Here is a 20,183-nt window from a genome sequence, read left to right as displayed (position 1 = left end):
ACGGAGGATTGCCGCCACGCACGAGGGAGACTACGGGAGTTGGTATCCTTGGAGCATCCGAACGATTTCTGGGTCGCCGCGGCGCTTTGCCAGCTCCAGCGCGGTTTCGCCGAGTGCGCTGCGGGCGTTGGGGTCGGCGCCGCGCTTGAGTAGCAGGCGCACCGTGTCGCGATGCCCGTTCTCGGTGGCGAGCATCAGCAGGGTGCGCCCGTTGCGGTCGCGTAGGTTCGGCGACACACCCCGATCGAGCATCGCCTCCAGCACGCGCGTCCTGCCGTAAATCGCCGCGTAATGCACAGGCGAGTTGCCAGGATGCTGGTTCTCGCGGTCGCCCGACTTGTCGCGGGCATCGAGGCTCGCACCTTTTTCAATGAGTAGCAGCGCGATGTCCTCGTAGCCGCGAAGGATGGCGACGCTCAGCGCGGTCAGCCCTGCGCGTGTGCGGGCGTTCACGACCGCGCCACCTGTCAGCACGCGCCGTACCTGCTCGATGTCGCCCGACTCGACGGCTTGCAGCAGCCGCTCGTTGCGCTCAATTTGCGTCGCACGAATTTGCCGAAACCACGGCGACGCCAACACCGCCACCGTCAGCACGATGGGCAATATGAACAGCCCCAGCACGAGCAGTTTCGATGCGTACTGACGCGCACCTTGCGCCTCATTCGCGGAGCGCATCTGCCAACGCCTCCACAAACCGCGCGTTCTGTTCGGGCGTGCCCGTGTTCACGCGCAAATAGGTCGGCATGCCGAACACCTCGCCTGTGCGCGTTAAGATTCCGCGTTCCAACAGCCGTTGATGCACCTGGGCGCACCGCTCGCCGCCCTCGATGAGCAGGAAGTTAGCGTAAGAGGACACATAGCGCAGCCCCAATCGCTCGCATGCTGTGCTGAATAGGTTCAACCCCTCGCGGTTCAGCGCGCGGGTACGCGCCACATGCGCTTGGTCGCTCAGCGCGGCAGCGGCAGCCACCTGCGCCAGTGTGTTCACATTGAACGGCTCGCGCACGCGCTCCACAGGGTCTAACAACTCTGGTCTGCCCATCGCGTAGCCGATGCGCAGCCCCGCCAGCCCATACGCCTTCGAGAAGGTGCGGAACACCACCACATTCCGCCCCGCCCGCACATAGTCCAGTCCGTTCGGATAATCGGGGTGGTCTACATACTCAAAGTAGGCTTCGTCCAGAATCACCAACACATGGTCGGGGATGCGCTCCAGAAACCGCTCCAGTTCCGCGCGGGAGACAATCGTGCCTGTCGGGTTGTTCGGGTTCGCGATGTAGAGCAGTTTCGTGCGCGCAGTGATGGCATCTGCCATCGCTTCGAGGTCGTGCCGAAAGTCGGGCGTGAGCGGGATTGCCTGCAGGGTCGCCTGATTGAGCTGGGCGGACGCCTCATAGCGCACGAACGACGGCTGTCCCATCATCAGCCCGTCGCCTGGCTCTAAGTACGCCACGCCGAACAGGTGAATCAGTTCGTCCGAGCCGTTGCCGAAAACAAAGTGGTCGGGCGGCAGCCCATAGAACTCGCTGAGTGCGTCGCGCAGCACACTGCACGCACCGTCGGGGTAGCGGTGGATGATGTCCAGCGCGTTCACGAGGGCTTCTTTTGCGCGAGGCGATGCACCCAGCGGGTTCTCGTTCGCCGAGAGTTTGATTAACTCGCTTAGCCCCAGCGACTGCATCAACTGTTCAGGCGTCTTGCCAGGGCGGTAGGGCTGCATGTCGTACACATGCGCACGGGCGCGGACGGGCATACGACAATTGTACCCCATCGCGCCTGCTGTGGTACAATCTCCATGCGCACACGGAGGCATCGAATGCGAATCTTTCTGACGGGTTGTGCGGGATTCATCGGCGCAAAGACCGCCGAACTGTTGCTGGAACAAGGACACGAGGTGATTGGCGTAGACAACCTCAACGACGCCTATGACCCCACCCTCAAGCGGTGGCGACTGAGCCAACTGGAGGGCAAACCCAATTTCCGCTTCCAGCAGGTAGACATCAGCGAGTGGGAACCGACGCGCCAAGTTTTTGAGGCGCACATGCCCTACGATGCGGTGGTGAACTTAGCGGCGCGGGCGGGCGTGCGCCAGAGCGTGCAGAACCCGTGGGTCTATGTCGCCACGAACACCACAGGCGCGCTGAACCTGCTGGAACTGTGTCGCCAGCACGGCATACGCAAGTATGTGTTGGCGTCCACCTCCAGCCTGTACGCCAACAGCGAGCGACCCTTCCGCGAAGATATGCCCACCGACCGCCCGCTTTCGCCCTACGCTGCGTCCAAAAAGGGCGCGGAGACGATGTGCTACACCTATCACCACCTGTACGGGCTGGACATCACCGTATTGCGCTACTTCACCGTGTACGGTCCCGCAGGGCGACCCGATATGAGCATCTTCCGCTTCATCCGCTGGATTGCGGAGGGCGAACCGATTCAGGTGTTCGGCGATGGGCTGCAGGAGCGCGACTTCACCTATGTCGATGACATCGCGCGAGGCACAATAGCTGCGCTCAGACCACTGGGCTACGAAATCATCAATCTCGGCGGCGACCGACCCGTGTCGCTGAAGTGGATCATCGAGACCATCGAGCAACTGGTGGGCAAGCAGGCGGTGTGGCAGACGCAGCCGATGCACCCCGCCGATGTGCAGGCGACCTGGGCGGACATCACCAAAGCGCGCACGCTGCTGGGCTGGGAGCCGCAAGTGAGCATCGAGGAAGGGCTGCGCCGCAGCGTGGAGTGGTATTTCGCCAACCGCGACTGGGCGAAGGAGGTGGTCTTGCCGTGAGCCAGACGCCAAAGCAAGTGTGCGTCGTCGGGCTGGGCTATGTGGGGCTGCCGCTGGCGGTCGGATTCGCGAAGCACCTGCCCACCATCGGCTTCGATGTCAACGAAACGCGCGTCAAGGAACTGCAGGAAGGCTACGACCGCAACGGCGAGACGCCCGAAGCCGACCTGCGCAACCCGAACCTAACCCTGACCACTGACCCGACCCAGATGCGCGACGCCGATGTCATTATCATCACCGTACCGACGCCCATCGACAAGGCGAAGCGCCCCGACCTGCGCTACCTTATCAGCGCGAGCCAGACCGTCGGACAGCACATGAAACGCGGCGCCATCGTGGTCTACGAATCGACGGTCTATCCCGGCTGCACCGAAGAGGACTGCGCCCCCGTGCTGGAGCAGGCGTCGGGGATGAAAGCAGGCGTCGACTTCAAACTCGGCTACTCCCCAGAGCGCATCAACCCTGGCGACACAGAGCATACACTGGAGACCATCGTCAAGGTCGTAGCAGGGCAGGACGAGGAGACGACCGAGATTCTGGCGCAACTGTACGGCTTGGTGGTCAAAGCGGGCATCCACAAAGCGCCCAACATCCGCACCGCCGAAGCCGCGAAGGTCATCGAGAACACCCAGCGCGACCTGAACATCGCGCTGATGAACGAACTGGCGATGCTGTTCCACACACTGGGGCTGAACACGCGCGATGTGCTGGCGGCGGCGCGCACCAAATGGAACTTCCTGCCGTTTGAGCCAGGGCTGGTCGGCGGGCACTGCATTCCCGTAGACCCGTACTACCTCACGCACAAGGCGCAAGAGGTCGGCTTCCATGCCGAAGTGATTCTCGCGGGGCGACGCACCAACGACACGATGGGCATCTATGTCGCCAAAGAGACGGTCAAGCTGCTGATTCACGCGGGGCGCCCCGTGCGCAACGCGCAGGTGCTGGTGCTGGGTGCGGCGTTCAAGGAGAATGTGCCCGATGTGCGCGACACGCGCGTCAAAGAGCTGGTCGAGGAGCTGCACAGCTTCGGCTGCCGCGTAGAGGTGTGCGATCCTGTGGTGCTGGAGCCCGACCGCAAGTATATCCCCGCGCCGTTTGTGGACGACCCATTTTGCACGCGCAGGGGACACTACGACGCGGTGGTGCTGGCGGTGCCCCACCGCGTCTTCCGCGAGCGCGCCTACAGCGACTACCTGACCCTGATGAGCGCGCTGGCGCAGGGCGTGTTCGTGGATGTCAAGGGCGTCTACCTTAGCGACGCCCGCGCCGACACTTCGGGCAAGGTGCTTTACTGGAATCTCTGAATCGGTCTGGCAGGAATCCATCGCACCCTGTCCAAATTACGGGCTGTTGAACGAAGGAAGGTCTCGTTCCCCATACGGTAGGGCGCACGGCGGTGCGTCCCTACCCTCCTATGTTTCGGTACAATATGCTCCCGATATGGCGCGACGGCAGGTGCAGCAGGTAGGCGGTCTGGTTTCCCGCATGGAATGGCGCGTGCGCCCCGACTCAGAAGCAGGAATCCTCACGCAGGCGAGCCGTTCGCGGCTGGAGGGCAACGCGCGGCTGATTGGCAACGGCGGGTCGGCGACCTACAGTTTCCGTATCCTGGGCGGGATGGACATCGCGTTGCGGCTGACCATTTCGGGCGAGGGTCAGGTGCGCGTGCGCACGCAGGCGGGCGGGCTACTCGCGCGGGCGTTTCGCGGCGGGATTCAGCAGTTGAACCTGACCACGCGCGCGCCTCTCAACCCGCCCGTGCAGACACTGCAGGTGATGGTGGAGACCAAGCGGCGCACGCAGGCGCGCGTCTACGAACTGCAACTGGTCGCCAGCGACCGCGACGAGGATCGCGACGGCATCGGCGACGGCGTTGAGCGGCTACTGGGCGCGCCCGCGAACGCGCTGCGCCCGACCATCCCTGCTACCCCGCGCAGTGGCTACCAGACAGGCGCGGACTACAGCCCGCGACTGGACTTGGCGACCGACGCGGTGATACTGCACAGTTTTGACCCCGCGCGACTGGCGAACTGGAAGGCGCGCGGCTACCCTGTAATCCTGATGGGCGGCTTTCGGGACTACCAGCCGTATGCGGAGGCGAATCCCGACGCCGTGCAGCGCACGCGCGATGGCGCGCCGATGAGCGCCGAGAGCAGCTTCTACCTGACGCCGACGCCCGAACGCATCGAGGCGCTTATTCGCCAGTACCTGCAGATGCTCGACGCGGGCGCGGACGCCGTCTGCCCTGAAGAGCCAGAATACTGGGCAGACGCGGGCTACGAAGCGGCGTTCCGCCAACTCTACGCGGCGCGCTTGGGACGCCCATGGCAGCCGCCCGATGCATCGCACGCCGCCCGCTGGACGGCAGACCGCTTCAAGGCGCAGCTGATGACCGAGGCGGTGCATGCGATCCTGAACGCCGCGCGCGCCCGCAAGCCCAACGCCAAGCGCATGGTCGCCCTGCATAGCCCGCTGAACTACGCCCTGTGGCGGATTTGCCTCGCGCACTATGCACTCATTTTCGGGGATGGCTTTCCAGATTTACCCCCCTCCTTCAGGTTCCCCCCGCTTCGCGAGGGGAACCAAGCCGACGCAGGCGCAGGTGCGGTTCCCCCTGCAGGCAGGGGGAACCTTAAGGAGGGGGTGATTGAGGAAGTCATCGGGCAGGTCTGGTCGGACACGGTGCGCACGCCGCTGCCCTCCGACGGCGAGTATCAAGCCGAGCCATTCGCGACCGCCTACTTGGAGTACGCCTCGCTCGCGGGGCTGCTGCGCGACACGGGCAAGCGGCTCTGGTTCCTGTGCGACCCGCTCTCCGACACCCCCAACCGCCCGCTGGAGGAGCATCGGCAGGTCTACTTCAACACGCTGGTCGCATCGCTGATGTTCCCCGAAGCGACGGGCTACGAGGTACTGCCCTGGCCTGAGCGCATCTTCTGGAATGTGCCTGCCGAGTATGCGACGGTGATTCTGAGCGCGACTCGCGCCTGCGAGGCGATTGCCCAACAATCGGGCGCAACCATTGACGCGGGGGTGGAAGGCATCGGACTGCTGTTCAGCGACTCGATGACGGCGGTGCGTGGCGCGCCCGAAATTGCGCCTGTGGAGGATATGCTCGCGCTGGGCGTTCCGCTCGTGAACGCGGGCATCCCGCTGACGATGCACTCGATGCAGCGGCTGCCTGAACGCGCCCTACCGCGCAGCCTGCGCCTTTTGCTGTGGACGCCCGAAACGGTCAAGCCACTGCGCGAGGCGGAAATGCGCGCCCTTGCCGAGTGGGTGCAAAGCGGCGGCTGGCTGTTTGTCGTCGGCGGCGCGAACGGCTACGACGCCATCCCCGACATGCCGTGGCAACAGGCAGGGCAGCCGACGCCCGTCCACTGGCTGCTGCAGATGCTCGGCAAACCGCTGACGCTGGAGACCGTCCTGCCCGAGCCTGCTCCGCCCGAAGCGTGGCGCACGCTCGGCGTTCACGGCACAGAACCTGCGCAAGGCGTCTTCAACCGCCGCTGGGTGGACATCGATCTCTCGGACTATCGGGGGCAGACGGTGTTCGTGCGGTTCAGCGACAGCATCCCCGACACGGGTTGGGGCGCGCTGCTGCGTCAAGCGCGCTTGGAAGCAGACGGCAGGACGCTCGCAGCGTTTTTCACAGGCTCGCCCGCCGAGCCGCTCTTTCTGCACACGAACCACCGCAGCCGCCTGAACGCCAACGGCGAGCGGTTCGCCGACCGCGACGCCTTTTTCGTGTACCGCTTCCCGCTGCCGCAGGCGCGCGCGATTACGCTACGGCTGGAGTTAGCGCAGGAGTGGCGGCTGGACATCAGCACGCAGCCGCCGTACCGTGAGCATCTGGTCGCGCCGACGCGCACCGATTTGCCCGCCATTCGCCTGCGCGACGACGAGGTAATCACGCGCTACCAGACGCCTGACGCCGAGCCGTTCTACACTTACGACGGCGCGCCTGTCGGGGTGAGCCTGCGCGCGGGACGCGGGGGGATTGTGCTGCTGGGCGTGTCGGGCAGGGCGTTCGGCAACGCTTACGGCGGCGCGCGGGACTGGCGGGCGACTGTGCGGCATGTGTGCGGGCTGGCAGGCGTGCGCTATCGCGAGCGGGCGCGCATCGTCGCTCGGCGCGGCGAGTGGGTCGCTGCCTACGGCACTTACCGCACGACCACCCTGCGCGGAACCTACTTGGACGCGCTGGATCCGCGCCTGCCCATCCTGACCGACCCGCCGCTGAACCCGCGCATGCCACGCCTGCTGCTGCAAGTAGACAACCGCCTGCGTAGTGCGGGGCTGCTGCACACCAACGCGCAGGTGCTGCTGCGCCACGAGGCAGGTGGGCAGTTAGCGTACCTTGTGCGCGGACCCGAGGGCATAAACGGCGTCGCACGGTTCAGCCTGCGTGGGCTGCAAGGACGCGCAAGCCTGACCGACACGCTGGGCAACCCGCTGCCCCACAACGCCGAGCGCGAAGGCGGTACATTGCTCGTGCGCTGGAACCTCAGCCCTGATGGGCAGGTGCTGACCATTCGCTAAGTGCAGGTACACTCTCACGCGATGAGTCGCGCCACGCTTTGGCTGTGGCTGACAGTAATCGCGCTGCGCCTTGCCTACGCGCCGCTGGCGACGCAGATTGACCCCCTGCTGCGGGCGAACCCGCTGCACGGGGACGCCATCCTGCACGACCAGATGGCATGGCGGCTCGTTAGCACAGGTGAGTACCGGCTGGACAAGGGGCTGATGACCGCGCCTGCGTACATCTACCTGATGGCGGGCGTGTACGCGCTGGCGGGGCACGCGCCGATGGCGGTGCGCCTGCTGAACGCGCTGCTGGGGCTGCTTGCGCTGTGGGGGCTGTGGCGGCTGACCCATCGGCTGGCGGGCGAACGCGCGGCGAACCTCGCGCTGCTGCTCGGCGCGCTGCACCCCCACCTGCTGATGATTACGGGCTGGCTCTATACCGAGAACCTCGCACTACCGCTGATGGTGTGGGCGGTGTACGGCTTGCTGTATTGGCGAAGCGGGTGGGGCTGGGCGGCATCGGGCGCACTGTTGGGACTGCTCGCGCTCACGCGGGCGAACCTCCTGCCCTTCGTGGCGATCGCAGGCGCATGGCAACTGTGGCACGAACGGAACTGGCACGCGCCTGCGCTGACCGTGGCGACTGCGCTGTTGACTGTTGCGCCGTATGTCGCCTACATCTCCGCGCGTTACGGCGCGTTCATCCCCATTGGGCGCGGGGGGTATGTGCTGCTGTGGGCGAACAACGCGCATGCCGACGGCGGCTACGACCCGCACTTTCTGGAGCGCAGGCTCACCCTCGGCGGCGAGACCAAGCTCGTGCGCGAGTGGCTAAGTGCAACCGACCCTGTCGAACGCGACCGTCAAGCGATGCGCCTCGCGCTGCAGTGGATACGCGAGAACCCCGTGCAGTGGCTGTGGCTGCTGGGGCGCAAACTCGCGCTGACGCTCTCGGCGTTCGGACTGCAGAACCCCGAAAATCGGGGGGTCGCCGCGGCGTTGCGTCTCGCCGATGGCGTCTACTGGCTCTTCCTCGCGCTGGCAGGCTACGGGTTGTGGCGGCTACGGCAAGCGAGCCGCGCGTTTGCTCTGCTCGCCGCGCTGTTTCTGGGCTGGACGCTGCTGACGATACTGCTCTACGCGGGGGGGAGCCGCCCGCTGCTGCCCGCGCAGCCGCTTATAACGCTCGGCGCGGCGGTCGGCGTCTGCGCGTTGTGGGCACGGCGGCAGGCGCAGATGTAGGGAGGTACCTTGGGTATACTCCTGCTATGCCCCAAGCGGTGGTGTATCTTGCGGACAGCCGTGCGATGCCCGAAGTGGCGACGGAGAGCGGTGGGTTTGATTCATGCCGCTTCCCGCAGCGCGCGCTCAATCTCGCCCAGTTGCGTGCGGATACGCGCGTCGTAGACCCCCTGCTCGGTCTCGATAACGCAACCGCCTTGATCCACGCGCCTGTCCTCTACGATTTCGATGCTCTCGATGCCTTCAACGACCTGTAGTAGCGAGGGACGATTCTGGCGCAGGAGGTCTACATCCAGGGGGTTCGCGCGGATGCGCAGGCGTCCGATGCCCTGCACGCGGCGGAGCGCGTCGCGCACAATCGCCAGCACATGCGCGGGCTGCAGCTTGAGTTCCTCGCGCACGACCTTGCGGGCGACCTCCAGCGCGAGGTCGAGCATCTGCGATTCGGCGTGTTGCAGGTACGCCTCGTGCTGCGCGTGGACGCCTTGAATAACTCGCTGCAACTGGGCGCGAAGCGTTTCGATGGTGTGCTGGAGTTCGGCGTCGGCGTGCTGATGCGCCTCGCGCGCGCCGTCGTGGTAGCCTTCGTCGTAGCCGCGTTGGTAGCCCTCGCGGCGCGCCTGTTCGCGGATGCGCTCGGCGTCTTGGATGGCTTTGAGGCGAATGGCTTCTGCTTCGGCGCGGACGGCGTCCAAATCAGGCATTTGTTCTCCCGTCGGCAGTGTGTATTCAGGGAAGGGTGAGTGCGGGCTTGGGCGGTCGCTTGACTGCGCGCGGACAGCAGCGGGCGCAAGCAGCTCGGTCAGCCCCGCTGAGATGGGAGCGTCCGCCTGCTGCATAGTATCTTCTAAGGTCGGGAATGGCGAGCGCATTTTAGATAAGCATCTCCTCCTCGCCGCCGCGCGAGATGACAATCTCGCCTGCCTCTTCCATGCGCCGCACGATGCTGACAATCCGCTGCTGCGCCTCCTCCACATCGCGCACGCGCACAGGTCCCATAAACTCCAACTCCTCTTTGAGCATGTTCGTCGCGCGCTCGGACATGTTGCGGAAGATTTTGTCTTTGAGCGCGTCGCTGGCGCCCTTGAGCGCGAGCGCAAGCTCCTTCATATCCACCTCTTTCAGAATCTGTTGGATGGCGCGGTCGTCCAGTTGCAGCAGGTCTTCGAAGGTGAACATGAGTTTGCGCACCTCTTCGGCGAGTTCGGGGTTATTGTCGGTCAGGTAGTCAAAAATCATACGCTCGGTGTTGCGGTCGACCCACTGGATGACCTCCACGAGCGACTTGACGCCGCCAGCGGCGGTGAGTTCTTGGCTGGCGAGGCTGGAGAGCTTGCGCTGCAGCACATTTTCCACGCGGCGGATGACTTCGGGGGGCGTGCTGCCCATCGTGGCGAGCCGCTCGGCGACTTCAGGACGCAGTTCAGGCGGTAGGCTGCCCAATACCGCCGCCGCTGCCTGCGGGTCTAAGTACGCCAGCACCAGCGCGATCGTCTGTGGATGCTCATCCTGCAGGAAGGTGCTGAGCTGCGCGGGATGCACGCGCTTGATAGAATCGAACGGCAGCATCTGCATCGCGCGCGTGAGTTTCGCCAGAATCTCTTGTGCGCGTTCGGGTCCGTAGGCGCGTTCGAGCATCTCGCGGGCGTGGTCTAAACCACCCTCTAAGGCGAGATTCTGCGCCAAGCAGACCTCGTAGAACTCCTGAATGACCTGCTGGCGCACTTCGGCGGGGACGCTGCCCAGCCGCGCGATTTCAAGGCTGAGTTCCTCCACTTCGGCGTCGTTCAGATGGGGCAGCACTTTGGAGGCGATTTCTGTGCCCAACGCGACCAACACAATCGCCGCCTTCTGCTTGCCTGTCAGTTTCTTCTCGCCTGGTTTCAGCATGGTTTAGGATTTCATCCAGTTGCGCAGCAGCGCCGCCAGATGTTCAGGTTTATTTTCGGCGAACCGCTGGATTTCCAGCAGCTCGGGCTGGGTGCGCTCGCGGATGCGCTCGGCGAGTTCCTCCTCGATCACCGACGGTCCGCGCCGTCGGCGCACGATGACTGTGCCATCGGGACCGACCTCCTCGACCAGCGTGACGCCCTCGTCGTCGACGACGGCGTTCAGGGCGTGTTCGGAACCGTCGGTAATCGCGCCTGCGGGGGCGACACCTTCCACTCCGATTGCACCGCCGCCCGGCAAGGCTGCCAACGCCTTCGGCTGCGGCGCAGGCTTGCGTATCTGCTTGCCAATCACCCGCGCGAGGAAGATTGCCACAATCAGTAGCAGGATGACGGGCAGCAGTCGCCACAGCAACGCCTGCCGTTGGGCAGCCTCGCGCGCCTGTTGCTCTTTCGCGGCTTGGTCTGCCAGCGAGGTATCGAACTTGACGCGCTGCACGGTCACGATGCGATTTGGCTGGTTCGGCGCGACGCCGACGGTGGTTTCGAGCCAGTTGCGCACGGCGGTCAACGCCTCGTCGGGCACGCTCTCGTCGACCAACGTTGCCACGCTCAGCCGCTCGATGCGCCCAGGCGCGCGGATGATATGCTCCACCTGCTTGTTGATTTCGTAGTTGCGCACGCGGTCTTCGCGGTTGTATTCGCCGCCGCCCCCACCTAATGGCGCGGCGGGGTACATCGGGTTCTCGGCGCGGTTGCCTGCGATGCCTGCCGCGCCGCCTGCCACAGGCGGGTTGCCGCTGAGGCGCTCGGTGGCGGTCGTCTCGCTAATCACGGCGGCGCGGTTCGGGTCTAACGGCTCCACGCGCTGCGCCTGCACCTCCTCTTTGTCCAAGTCCAGTTCCACTTGCACCATCACGCTGGATTTGTTAGGTCCCAGCACGCGGTCTAAGTGTTGTTGGAGTTGGCGGCGCAGTTCTTCGGCGTAGGCGCGTTCTGCCTCGCGACGCGTGCGCAGCAGTTCGTTGTCTACTGCATACTGGTCGCCGCCTTGCCACAGCGGGCGCGCCTCCGCGTCCACCACCGTTACCTGTTCGGGCTTCAGCCCCTCCACGCTGTGGCACACCAGATGCACGATTCCGCGCACCTGCTCGCGGGTCAGCGTCGCGTTCGGCTTGAGGGCGACCACCACGCTGGCGGTCGGCTCCGTGCGCGAGTCGGCGAACGGCGAGTCGTTGCCAGGCGTGATATGCACCCGCGCGCTCTCCACAGGCTCCAGGTGCCGAATAGTGTTCGCCAGTTCCTCTTCCAGCGCGATGCGCAGGGTGGTCTGCTCCATCGATTGCGTCATGCCGAAGGGGGTTTTTTCGAGGCGTGCGTAGCCGGGCGCGCCCGTTTTGGGCAAGCCTTTGGACGCGAGTTCCAGTCGCGCTTCCTCGGCGCGCGCTTCGGGCACTTCAATGACGCTGCCGCCGCCTGAAGTGCGGGCGGGGATATTCTTCTCGCGCAGGGCTTGCACCACCGCCGCCGAGTCCGCAGGCGACAGCCCCGTATACAGCGTCGTGTAGGTCGGCGTGCTTGCCCAAAAGCCCAGCGCGACGAACAGCATCGTCAGCCCCAGCACGCCGCCAATCAGCGCGATTCGCGTCGTGCGGGGCAAAGTCGCCCATCGTTCCCGAAGTCGGTTCAGCGCGTTCTGCATAGGCTATCACACCTGCAACCGCATGACCTCCTGATACGCCTCCAGCACCTTGTTGCGCACCTGCAGGGTCAGTTGGAAGGCGAGGCTGGCGCGCTCCATCGCCAGCACCAGCGTCTGCTCGTCCACAGGCTCGCCGCGGGCGAAGCGTTGCGCCAAGTCCGCCGAACGCTGCTGCGCCTCGTTGACCTGCCCGATAATCTCGCGCAGCATCGCGCCGAAGTCGGCATAAGGCGCGCCCTCTGTCGGCGTACTCTCAGGCTGTAGCCACTTCGGCGGCTCAATCTCGCGAATCTGGATGCGCGGCAACTCCCGCACGATGCCCTTGATTTCCATACGCCTTCACCTCACACGCGCCCGATGTCCAGCGTGCGCAGAAACATATCCTTCGCCGCGTTGAACGCCTGAATGTTCGCCTCATACGCGCGGCTGGCGGTAATCACGTCCACCATCTCGTGTACGATGTCCACATTCGGGTAGGCGACATACCCGTTGGCGTCGGCGTCGGGGTGGCTGGGGTCGTAGACCATGCGCGGCGGGCTGGGGTCTTGCGCAATTTGCACCACGCGCACCCCGCCTGGCATGCGCGGCGTCGGCGCTATCGGCGCGAAAATGGCGACCTTGCGACGGTAGGGCTGTCCGTCGGGCGTGCGGGTGGTGTTCGCGTTCGCGAGGTTGTCGGCAATCAAGTCCATTCGCAGTCGCTCCGCCGACAGTCCGCTTGCGCTTACCCGAAGCGTGCTAATCAGTCCCATCGTTCACCTCCTTATTGCCCGCGTCCCTCGCGGATGGCGGTCTGAAGCCCGCGGATTTGGCTGTTGGCAATCCGCGCCAGCATCGCGTAGCGCAGTTGGTTCTCGGCGAGTTGCGCCAGTTCGTATTCGGGGTCAATCGTGTTGCCGTCGGTGCGCATGGGCGTTGGCTGGGGCGTCGGGGTGGCGGCGTGCGGTTGCGCCGTCGGCGGCAGGCTGATGTGGCGCGGGTCAGTCGTGCGCAGCGGCAGCACGCCCGCTTGCAGGGCGCGTTGCACGCTTGGCGCGGGCGTCCATTCGCCTTCAGGCAAGTCCAGCCGCACGAAGTTCGGCGTGTTCGCGTTCGCCAAGTTGTGCGCCAGCAGTTTGTGGCGTGTCGTGGCGCGGTTCATCGCTCGCTCGCTCGCCTGCAAGGTCGGCGTGTCCCAAAAAGTACGATACCCGTTGATGCGCATTCCGCTTCGCTCCTCTCGCGTCCGTGCCAGTATGGCAAACATCCTGTTTGCGCCTGAGGGTGCGGGAACCGCACTGCCTCCCGAAAATCTGCTTACGGATTATCGGCGCGGGCAGGCGAAAGGTTTAGTAAGGGCGAACGGCTGTTCGCCCTTACTGCACCGCCAGCCAGTGTTCGAGGCGGTCGATGTCCGTGCCGACTTCGGGGTAGGGGGTCAGGATGGCTTTGACGGGCACATGCAGGATGTGGGCGACGCGCCGTTCAATCTGCTCGACGCTCAGCAGGCGGGGCGAGAGGTACTGCGCCAGCAGGAAGCGGATGAGTAGCCCGACGCCAATCTGCAGCGCGAGGCGCACAGGCTGCTTGCGGGCGCGATATAGCAATTCGAGGCGGTGCAGTTCGCGCAGGGCGACCGCCCGCTGCGCCCAGAACAAGTTGCCGCCCGTGAGTTCGCCCTCGCGCAGGCGCACAGTGGTGCGCTTCAGTTGCGGGAACCGCTCGCGGCACAGGTCGGCGGGCACAACAGCGTAGGTCAGCGCCGCGCCGCTGGCGAGGCTCTCCTGCAGGAAGAAGCGCACGCTCTCAGGCGTTAGGAACGGCAGGTCAACGGTCGCAAACAGCGCGGAGTCGGTCGGGCAGCGCTCCAGTCCGAGGCGCACATTCTCCAGCAGGCTGTCGCGTGGGGGCAGGGTGGTGTAGCCCTCGCCTGCGGGCGCGTCGCCAATCAGCAGGATGTCGCCGATGGCGTCTACCTGGCGCAGGGCGCGCACCACATGCAGGTACATCGGCGCGTCGCCGACGGGCACTTCGGCGCGGGTGCGTGCGCCTGTGCGCTGTTGCCATTCGGCGTCTATCGCGCCGCCTGCCAAGATAATAGCGGTGGTGGGGGTCATCAGGGGAGAGTGTACCTGCTTGGCTACGCGCCACACAAGCGGCGGAGCCCTTCAACGGTTTGACTGCTCAACCAGCCGTTTTGCTCACACTCCTCAAGGAACTCCAGAAATGGCTTGCAGCCGACACCCTCAGCGGTACACTGACTGATGAGGCGTTTGTCATTCGTCAGCACCTGCCCGCCCAGATGGTGTGCGCATGTTATGAGAGAGTGGTCGGCAGGACTCAACCCGCCAACCCGCGGCAGGGGCACATCGAGCGGCGGCTTACCTAACGGATGAACCGTAATTGCGCCCTGCATCATCGCATCGATAGCACTCTGTAAGACGGAACTTGCGGCTTCCGCTTCACCCTGCACAAGTTCCGTCGTACAAAGCGTGTAGGGTACGCTCTGTAGAACCTCTTGGAGGCAACCCGCCTTGCATAGGTAGTTGAAGACATCGTTATCTACCCACAGCACTCCCATGCGGTTCGCCTCCGTGCAACAGCGCATTCACGCGCTCAAAAAACTCCGTCGCCCTGTGCGCGTCCATCGTGGCTGCCGTGAGGTATTCCTGAACGGCGTAGAGGGTACGCTCCAGCGTAGCAGCGGCAGCCGAGGCAGTCATCTGCTCCTCGCGGTAGGCGTGCAGCACGAGTGCGCGGGCGCGTTCGCTCAGGGTGGGCACTTTCGGCGGTTCCAGCGGCTCGTCGTAGAAGGCGCGCTCCATCTCCTTGAGCAAAGACGCGCCTTCGCCCAACGCCCAGTCGCGCTCTGATTCGTGAATGTAGCCCAGATTGTACAGTCGCCACGCCAGCGCGTGCGGGCTGACCTGCAGCCGTCGTGTCATCACCAGCCAGCCGTACATCGGCAGTTGCTTGCGCTTGCGCGAGAAGCCGTACTCATCGTACATCCGCTCAATCAGCGGCTTGGGCATCAGGAACGCGGCGGCGAAGGCGTTCGCCTGACGCTCTTCGGGCGTGTTCGCACGGAAGAGGTCGCGCTCCCAGATTTCGGCGCGGTTGCGATGGAGTAGCAAGTGCCCGTACTCGTGCGCCAGCGTGAAGCGTTGGCGCAGGGATGGCTTTGCGCGGTTGATGAGGGCTACCGCTGACTCATACTCGGGTACGAAGAGAACCGCGCCGTCGACATCGTGTTCAGGCAGGTCCGCGCCAACGACACGCAGCCCAGACTCCTCTACGACCGTCGCCAAGTCAGCGATTGGCTCGATGCCCAACTGCAGGCGGTGTCGCTCCTGCTCGGCGATGGTTTCTATCTGCACAAGTTCGTCCTGCAGACAGCGCGATGGCTGAAGCGTGTAGACTGGGGCGCGTATGCCTTGCTTGCCGACCAACGCTTCAATCTCCAGGTAGCGTCGGCATCGCTCCAGCCACAGTTGAAGCGCGGGAAGATTTTCTGGAGTCTCGATGGCGCGCAGGCGCGCTTCCAGCGGGTTCTCGTCAGCATGCAGGAAGGTCTCCAGCGGCGCGCCCAGCGCGTGCGCCAGTGCGACCAGTGTGTCCAAACGCGGCGCATTCTGACCCGACTCGATTTCCGAGAGGGTGGAGACGCCGATTCCTGCCCGACGCGCCAGTTCCGATAGGCTCCAGCCCCTGCGCTCCCGCAGCGAGCGCACGCGCTTACTCACCACCTCCGCAAGCGACGGGGTTTTGACTGTCTCGCTCATCGTAGCGTACCTCTGTGGGGATTATACCCTATTCCGAAGGAATTCGTGCGCCCAACCCGTAAACCATTCGGACTTCCGAAAGCCGTTGAGCAGAGGCATGCTTCAGGGTTGTATACTTGCGGATGGACTTCGTGCGTTGTCAATTGCGCCGCCTGCCAGCACAACAGCGGTTGTGGGGGTTATTGGGGGAAAGGGTATCTCGTCAGGCTGCAGGTAGAGCGCAATCGCTTCGCGGGTGTTCTCAAGCGCGTCCGCTTCGGTCTCGCTTGCAGAGGCGCAGCCAGGCAACTCTGGGCGCCAACGCTGCCCGTTCGCCTGTCTCGGGGTTCTGCTCCAATACGACGCGCCAGCGTCGCTGCCCAACTTTGGTTGCCATCGGAACTGTAGGAGAACACTAAGGTTCCTCCAGCAGGCGTCGAACGCGCAGGGCGCGGTCGGGGCGGGCAAGCGGGGCAATCGTGTCGCGGGGCGACAGTACAAGGCGCGTGCGGTAGGCGTATCCAAACGGCGCGTCGCGCGACTCGGCAGGGTCGCGGTAGACCTCTAAGCGGCGGTTCTCGATGTCCAGCACCCAGTAGTCGGGGATGCCTGCGCGGGCGTAGAGGCTGGACTTGACCTCGCGGTCGTAGGGCAGGCTGCTCTGGGCGACCTCTATAACCAACACGGCATGTGTGGGATGGGCGTGTTGGAAGTCGCTGGGGCTGCCCGCGACAACGGCAAGATCGGGCTGCGGCTCGCTATCGCCCAGCGACAACGGCGACTGCATCCGCACCACATACCCCTTGCCGAACACACGGCGCAAGCAGTCGTAGAGGCTGTGTGTCGCCGTAACATGCTCAGGACCGATGGGCGCCATCTGCACAATCTCTCCTTCGATGAGTTCGACGCGCTCATCTTCGCGCAGGATGCCGATTTCGGCGAGGCGGTAATATTCCTCGCGCGTGAATAGGCGTCGGGGCAGCGTGTGCCAAGTGCGCTGCGCCCGCTTGCGAAGGCGAGCCGTGCCAAGTTGCGTCATCGGGGGAGAGTGTACCATGCATCGGGAGATGCACCTGCAGAACACCTGAACAGACGCTGAATTTTCGCCAAAACTTTCATTAAGTACGGGGACGCACAGGGTGGTTGGCACAAGAATTGCTCCACTCGGGGTAGCGATGTCCGCTTTTGGCGGATTTTCGAGTCTATTAACAACGGAGGTATAACCATATGAGCAACACAGCGAAGCGATGGGTTTTGATGAGTGTACTGAGCCTTGCCGCCTTTGCGCAGGCGTCAGCGTCGTCGATTACATTTCCCTTCAACACGGTTCACTCAGGCGCAACGCCTGGCGGACCCGCGCCCTGGGCAACGATGACCATCACCAACATCACCGGTGGCGTGCAGATTAGCCTGACCAACAGCGCGACGAACCCTTCGGGACAGTTTATTGGCGAGCTGAACCTGCTGTTCAATGTACTGCCCACCGGCTTTGCAAGCGGCCCCTATGTCCAGACAATTAATCTGGGCAACTACATAGACGCGGGCTTGAGCTTCAATGTGGAGGTGCGCTTCAAAGTTGCTCCGCCCACAGCACGCCTGCTGCCTGGAAACACTTCCACCTTCCAGCTGTTCGGCGTCTCTACAGCCAACTTTGTCGGGGCGAACAACAGCGCGATGGTGCATATACAGAACATCCAACCAGGTGGAGATTCAGGCAAGATTATCGCGCCTGAGCCAGGCAGCTTGATAGCTATCGGCACGGGGCTGGTCAGCCTGCTGGGGCTGCGCCGCCGCAGGAAGTAAGCCTCGACGACGCTCGGAAAGGAACGCAGGCGGGGAAGCGTGTTCGCGCACCCCGCCTGTCGGTTTATACGATGCCAGCCCTCCTCTGAATCTTTATATCCCCTCCCACGCCTCTAAACAAGACGGTTCTCCAAGTCCAGCACCCAGTGGTCGGGGATGCCGGCTTGGGCGTACAGGCTGAACCTGGCATCACGGTCGTAGGGCAGGTTGCGGCTCGCTATCGCCCAGCGACTGGGTCGGGTGTGAACGATGTGTCGGCGCATGCGCCCTATCCACTTGACATCCGCGCGAATGGTGTGCTATAATAGACTCGCGTGGAAGCGTTTCCATAGCCAACGATGGCGACTTGAACTTACGCAGGGACGGTTTTTAGAAGCGTTTCCATAGCAGGTGATGGAGTCATCACGATGCGAGGCAAACCGACGCTACGCGATGTAGCAGCGCGTGCAGGCTGTTCGATAACGACTGTTTCGAACATTCTGCAAGGGCGCAGCCACCTATACCGCGAGGATATGGTGTCACAGGTGCTGCACGCGGCGCACGAGTTGGGCTACCGCCCGAACTCGGTCGCGCGGAGTTTAGCCCGACGACGCACGGCGACAATCGGCGTTGTCTTAGACCCGCAACACGCGCGCCTGACGCACAACCTCTATGCCCACGATGTGCTGGACGGCATCTTGGCGTTTCTGGAGCCGCGCGACTACGACATCCGCCTCATCACCCCCCGCACGAGCGACCCCGCCGCCGTGTGGCGACGGATCGACAACGGTTCCGTCGACGGCGCGGTGCTGATTGCGCCTGTGATGGGGTCGCCCCTGCTGGAATGGCGTCACTACTCACGGTTGCCCGTCGTCGCGGTCGGGAGTACCCTGCCCGAAGAGTACGGCATGTCGTGCATCGATATCGACAACGAGACCACGATGGCGATGCTGACCGAATGGGTGATTCAGCAAGGGCACCGCGCGATTGGGTTCATCAAGGGACACCCGTTGCACTGGAGCGCGCACCAGCGCGAGCAGGCGTTCCGACGCACGATGGCGCGCTACAACCTCCCCATCCGCGAAGAGTGGGTGCAACAGGGCGACTATAGCCCCGAATCGGGCGTGCGTGCAGCGGAGCAACTCCTGCGCCAGTCCGACTTGCCGACCGTCGTGCTGGCGGCAAACGACGACATGGCGATGGGCTTCCTGCAACAGTGTCGCACGCACGAAATCGCCGTGCCCGACCGTATCTCCGTCGCAGGCTTCGACGACTCGCTCTGGGCGCAGCGCATGGGAATCCCCCTCACGACCATCCACCACGACCGCTACCAAGTCGGCTACCTCGCCGCGCAGCAACTGCTGCACCAAATCGAAACGGGCGATACGCACCCGCAACGCACCCTCATCAACGGCACACTGGTCGTGCGCCAAAGCGTGGCGATGGGCTACGCTCTCGCATCGGCGACGATTCCGCAGCCAACATACTCAACCGAAGGAGGTTCAAGATAATGAAGCGAACACTCGTTTCCTTACTCGCAGCGATTACGCTGCTAAGCACGGCGCATGTGCAAACGCGCGATGAGTTCAACGGCGGCTTTAGCCTACAGTGGAGTTGGAAACTCCCCGACAACGACCCGTTCTGTACCCTGTTCGACAACGCCGTCTCGTTCGGCGGCAGCTCGATGACGATTACCACGCGCGACGGCGGGATGTTTCAACAGTTCAACAGCCACAAAAATGTGCCCACCCTGCGCGTCAGTGGCGACATTCCCGAAGAGTGGTACATCGAGACCGTCTTCCGCACCGACTGGAGTACCGTGCCCGTCGTGTTTTACACGCAGGCGGGTATCGTAATCACCACAGGCGCACGAAACTACTTCCAAGTGCTGATTACGCGCGACGCGACGGGGCAGACCGAGACCGTGAACGGCTCCACCAACTCGGAGCAGGACGACAACTTTGCGTGGGGCGCGCGTGTGACGAACACCTGGACGCCTGACGACCAGTGGATGGGCGTGCGGATTGAGCGCGTGGCTGGCGAGGAGCCGTATATCGTCCTCAAGTTCCGCCACTCGCTCACAAACGGTTGGAGGGAGTACGACGGTTTCAACGGCGGACGCTACTACCCCGACAGCCCCTTCTACCAGCACATCATGAGCATGCTGTCGCAGGGCGCGCGAATTGGCGTCTACACCGACAACGCCTGCGGCTGCGGGCTGGCGCAACCGTTCGAGTTCGACTACTTCGAGACGAACCTGCCCCTGCTGCCTGTGGGCGATGTGGACGCCAACGGCATCGTGGACGACGCGGACTTGCTGGCGGTGCTGTTTGCGTTCGGTTCGTCGGGCGACTGCTTGGACGAGGATGTGAACCTTGACGGCACGGTGGACGACGCTGACCTGCTGGCGGTGCTGTTCAACTTCGGTGCAGGAGGCTAATTTTCACCCCCTCCTTGAGGTTCCCCCTGTAAGCAGGGGGAACCGAAGGAGCTGGGTTCATCCTCGCGAGGCG

21 protein-coding genes are annotated in these 20,183 nt (G+C 64.0%); 8 read left to right on the top strand and 13 right to left on the bottom strand.

Going from position 1 to position 20,183, the window contains the following annotated elements:
- Positions 1–30: 30 nt before the first annotated feature.
- Together NW848_RS05175 and hisC are read right to left on the bottom strand one after the other, a co-directional pair.
- Positions 31–675, bottom strand: a complete 645-nt coding sequence (locus NW848_RS05175; protein ID WP_414510631.1) for an ankyrin repeat domain-containing protein — start codon at positions 673–675, stop codon at positions 31–33.
- Entirely contained in the window at positions 659–1,753 is a 1,095-nt protein-coding gene (hisC, locus tag NW848_RS05170; protein WP_414510630.1) for a histidinol-phosphate transaminase, read from the bottom strand. The genes NW848_RS05175 and hisC overlap by 17 nt, the downstream gene beginning before the upstream one ends.
- 63 nt (positions 1,754–1,816) lie before the next feature.
- Between hisC and NW848_RS05165 the strand changes: the two genes are divergently transcribed.
- The 4 genes from NW848_RS05165 (at position 1,817) to NW848_RS05150 (ending at position 8,557) form a co-directional block, all read left to right on the top strand.
- Complete coding sequence (locus NW848_RS05165; protein ID WP_414510629.1) at positions 1,817–2,788, top strand: SDR family NAD(P)-dependent oxidoreductase; 972 nt, start codon at positions 1,817–1,819, stop codon at positions 2,786–2,788.
- Positions 2,785–4,092, top strand: a complete 1,308-nt coding sequence (locus NW848_RS05160; protein ID WP_414510628.1) for a nucleotide sugar dehydrogenase — start codon at positions 2,785–2,787, stop codon at positions 4,090–4,092. Before NW848_RS05165 ends, NW848_RS05160 begins: the two co-directional genes overlap by 4 nt.
- Positions 4,093–4,228: 136 nt before the next feature.
- Positions 4,229–7,330: a hypothetical protein gene (locus NW848_RS05155; protein ID WP_414510627.1), complete on the top strand. Its 3,102-nt coding sequence runs from the start codon at positions 4,229–4,231 to the stop codon at positions 7,328–7,330.
- 21 nt (positions 7,331–7,351) lie between these two features.
- Positions 7,352–8,557, top strand: coding sequence for a glycosyltransferase family 39 protein (locus NW848_RS05150; protein ID WP_414510626.1), 1,206 nt, complete (start codon positions 7,352–7,354; stop codon positions 8,555–8,557).
- Between the two features lie 101 nt (positions 8,558–8,658).
- On the opposite strand, the gene NW848_RS05145 is transcribed toward NW848_RS05150, so the two are convergent.
- The 7 genes from NW848_RS05145 to NW848_RS05115 all read right to left on the bottom strand — a co-directional run bounded on the left by NW848_RS05145 (position 8,659) and on the right by NW848_RS05115 (position 14,280).
- The gene (locus NW848_RS05145; protein ID WP_414510625.1) at positions 8,659–9,429 is read right to left on the bottom strand and encodes a FliH/SctL family protein; all 771 of its coding nucleotides are present in this window, start codon (positions 9,427–9,429) and stop codon (positions 8,659–8,661) included.
- A 1-nt stretch (position 9,430) separates the two neighbouring features.
- Entirely contained in the window at positions 9,431–10,447 is a 1,017-nt protein-coding gene (gene fliG, locus NW848_RS05140; RefSeq protein WP_414510624.1) for a flagellar motor switch protein FliG, read from the bottom strand.
- Between the two features lie 3 nt (positions 10,448–10,450).
- On the bottom strand, positions 10,451–12,148 hold the full coding sequence (gene fliF, locus NW848_RS05135) for a flagellar basal-body MS-ring/collar protein FliF (RefSeq protein WP_414510623.1): 1,698 nt from the start codon (positions 12,146–12,148) through the stop codon (positions 10,451–10,453).
- 6 nt (positions 12,149–12,154) lie between these two features.
- A complete protein-coding gene (fliE, locus tag NW848_RS05130) occupies positions 12,155–12,481 on the bottom strand; it encodes a flagellar hook-basal body complex protein FliE (RefSeq protein ID WP_414510622.1) in 327 nt (108 codons plus the stop codon).
- Between the two features lie 11 nt (positions 12,482–12,492).
- Positions 12,493–12,900: a flagellar basal body rod protein FlgC gene (gene flgC / locus NW848_RS05125; RefSeq protein WP_414510621.1), complete on the bottom strand. Its 408-nt coding sequence runs from the start codon at positions 12,898–12,900 to the stop codon at positions 12,493–12,495.
- Between the two features lie 11 nt (positions 12,901–12,911).
- A complete protein-coding gene (gene flgB / locus NW848_RS05120; RefSeq protein WP_414510620.1) occupies positions 12,912–13,352 on the bottom strand; it encodes a flagellar basal body rod protein FlgB in 441 nt (146 codons plus the stop codon).
- Positions 13,353–13,503: 151 nt separating this feature from the next.
- Positions 13,504–14,280 (bottom strand): NTP transferase domain-containing protein, encoded by a 777-nt coding sequence (locus NW848_RS05115; protein WP_414510619.1) that lies wholly within the window; start codon positions 14,278–14,280, stop codon positions 13,504–13,506.
- Between the two features lie 23 nt (positions 14,281–14,303).
- Here NW848_RS05115 and NW848_RS05110 point away from each other — a divergent pair, with 23 nt between their 5' ends.
- Complete coding sequence (locus NW848_RS05110) at positions 14,304–14,516, top strand: hypothetical protein (protein ID WP_414510618.1); 213 nt, start codon at positions 14,304–14,306, stop codon at positions 14,514–14,516.
- 169 nt (positions 14,517–14,685) lie between these two features.
- Here NW848_RS05110 and NW848_RS05105 read toward each other — a convergent pair whose 3' ends face one another.
- The 3 genes from NW848_RS05105 to NW848_RS05095 all read right to left on the bottom strand — a co-directional run bounded on the left by NW848_RS05105 (position 14,686) and on the right by NW848_RS05095 (position 16,945).
- Positions 14,686–15,909: an ImmA/IrrE family metallo-endopeptidase gene (locus tag NW848_RS05105; RefSeq protein ID WP_414510617.1), complete on the bottom strand. Its 1,224-nt coding sequence runs from the start codon at positions 15,907–15,909 to the stop codon at positions 14,686–14,688.
- Positions 15,910–16,150: 241 nt separating this feature from the next.
- Positions 16,151–16,285, bottom strand: a complete 135-nt coding sequence (locus NW848_RS05100) for a hypothetical protein (RefSeq protein WP_414510616.1) — start codon at positions 16,283–16,285, stop codon at positions 16,151–16,153.
- An 18-nt stretch (positions 16,286–16,303) separates the two neighbouring features.
- Positions 16,304–16,945: a Uma2 family endonuclease gene (locus NW848_RS05095; RefSeq protein WP_414510615.1), complete on the bottom strand. Its 642-nt coding sequence runs from the start codon at positions 16,943–16,945 to the stop codon at positions 16,304–16,306.
- 170 nt (positions 16,946–17,115) lie between these two features.
- Here NW848_RS05095 and NW848_RS05090 point away from each other — a divergent pair, with 170 nt between their 5' ends.
- Positions 17,116–17,691 (top strand): PEP-CTERM sorting domain-containing protein, encoded by a 576-nt coding sequence (locus tag NW848_RS05090; protein ID WP_414510614.1) that lies wholly within the window; start codon positions 17,116–17,118, stop codon positions 17,689–17,691.
- Between the two features lie 113 nt (positions 17,692–17,804).
- Here the strand turns inward: NW848_RS05090 and NW848_RS05085 are convergent, their stop codons facing one another.
- Positions 17,805–17,954 (bottom strand): hypothetical protein, encoded by a 150-nt coding sequence (locus tag NW848_RS05085; RefSeq protein WP_414510613.1) that lies wholly within the window; start codon positions 17,952–17,954, stop codon positions 17,805–17,807.
- Positions 17,955–18,098: 144 nt separating this feature from the next.
- Between NW848_RS05085 and NW848_RS05080 the strand changes: the two genes are divergently transcribed.
- Together NW848_RS05080 and NW848_RS05075 are read left to right on the top strand one after the other, a co-directional pair.
- Positions 18,099–19,181 (top strand): LacI family DNA-binding transcriptional regulator, encoded by a 1,083-nt coding sequence (locus tag NW848_RS05080; RefSeq protein WP_414510612.1) that lies wholly within the window; start codon positions 18,099–18,101, stop codon positions 19,179–19,181.
- Entirely contained in the window at positions 19,181–20,110 is a 930-nt protein-coding gene (locus NW848_RS05075) for a hypothetical protein (protein ID WP_414510611.1), read from the top strand. The genes NW848_RS05080 and NW848_RS05075 overlap by 1 nt, the downstream gene beginning before the upstream one ends.
- The last annotated feature ends 73 nt before the right edge of the window (positions 20,111–20,183 follow it).

The sequence above is a fragment of the Synechococcus sp. RC10A2 genome, from assembly GCF_047502605.1.
Note: the sequence above shows the minus strand (reverse complement) of the source record. Positions and strands in the feature narration are given on the sequence as shown.

What these genes read in the sequence shown, in the direction of transcription:
- NW848_RS05105 (WP_414510617.1), bottom strand. Translation starts at nt 15,909, where the DNA reads ATGAGCGAGACAGTCAAAACCCCGTCGCTTGCGGAGGTGGTGAGTAAG.
- NW848_RS05175 (WP_414510631.1), bottom strand. Translation starts at nt 675, where the DNA reads ATGCGCTCCGCGAATGAGGCGCAAGGTGCGCGTCAGTACGCATCGAAA.
- NW848_RS05145 (WP_414510625.1), bottom strand. Translation starts at nt 9,429, where the DNA reads ATGCGCTCGCCATTCCCGACCTTAGAAGATACTATGCAGCAGGCGGAC.
- NW848_RS05080 (WP_414510612.1), top strand. Translation starts at nt 18,099, where the DNA reads ATGCGAGGCAAACCGACGCTACGCGATGTAGCAGCGCGTGCAGGCTGT.
- NW848_RS05155 (WP_414510627.1), top strand. Translation starts at nt 4,229, where the DNA reads ATGGCGCGACGGCAGGTGCAGCAGGTAGGCGGTCTGGTTTCCCGCATG.
- NW848_RS05095 (WP_414510615.1), bottom strand. Translation starts at nt 16,945, where the DNA reads ATGGTACACTCTCCCCCGATGACGCAACTTGGCACGGCTCGCCTTCGC.
- fliG (WP_414510624.1), bottom strand. Translation starts at nt 10,447, where the DNA reads ATGCTGAAACCAGGCGAGAAGAAACTGACAGGCAAGCAGAAGGCGGCG.
- NW848_RS05075 (WP_414510611.1), top strand. Translation starts at nt 19,181, where the DNA reads ATGAAGCGAACACTCGTTTCCTTACTCGCAGCGATTACGCTGCTAAGC.
- flgB (WP_414510620.1), bottom strand. Translation starts at nt 13,352, where the DNA reads ATGCGCATCAACGGGTATCGTACTTTTTGGGACACGCCGACCTTGCAG.
- fliE (WP_414510622.1), bottom strand. Translation starts at nt 12,481, where the DNA reads ATGGAAATCAAGGGCATCGTGCGGGAGTTGCCGCGCATCCAGATTCGC.
- NW848_RS05090 (WP_414510614.1), top strand. Translation starts at nt 17,116, where the DNA reads ATGAGCAACACAGCGAAGCGATGGGTTTTGATGAGTGTACTGAGCCTT.
- NW848_RS05100 (WP_414510616.1), bottom strand. Translation starts at nt 16,285, where the DNA reads ATGGCAACCAAAGTTGGGCAGCGACGCTGGCGCGTCGTATTGGAGCAG.
- fliF (WP_414510623.1), bottom strand. Translation starts at nt 12,148, where the DNA reads ATGCAGAACGCGCTGAACCGACTTCGGGAACGATGGGCGACTTTGCCC.
- flgC (WP_414510621.1), bottom strand. Translation starts at nt 12,900, where the DNA reads ATGGGACTGATTAGCACGCTTCGGGTAAGCGCAAGCGGACTGTCGGCG.
- NW848_RS05085 (WP_414510613.1), bottom strand. Translation starts at nt 17,954, where the DNA reads ATGCGCCGACACATCGTTCACACCCGACCCAGTCGCTGGGCGATAGCG.
- NW848_RS05150 (WP_414510626.1), top strand. Translation starts at nt 7,352, where the DNA reads ATGAGTCGCGCCACGCTTTGGCTGTGGCTGACAGTAATCGCGCTGCGC.
- hisC (WP_414510630.1), bottom strand. Translation starts at nt 1,753, where the DNA reads ATGCCCGTCCGCGCCCGTGCGCATGTGTACGACATGCAGCCCTACCGC.
- NW848_RS05165 (WP_414510629.1), top strand. Translation starts at nt 1,817, where the DNA reads ATGCGAATCTTTCTGACGGGTTGTGCGGGATTCATCGGCGCAAAGACC.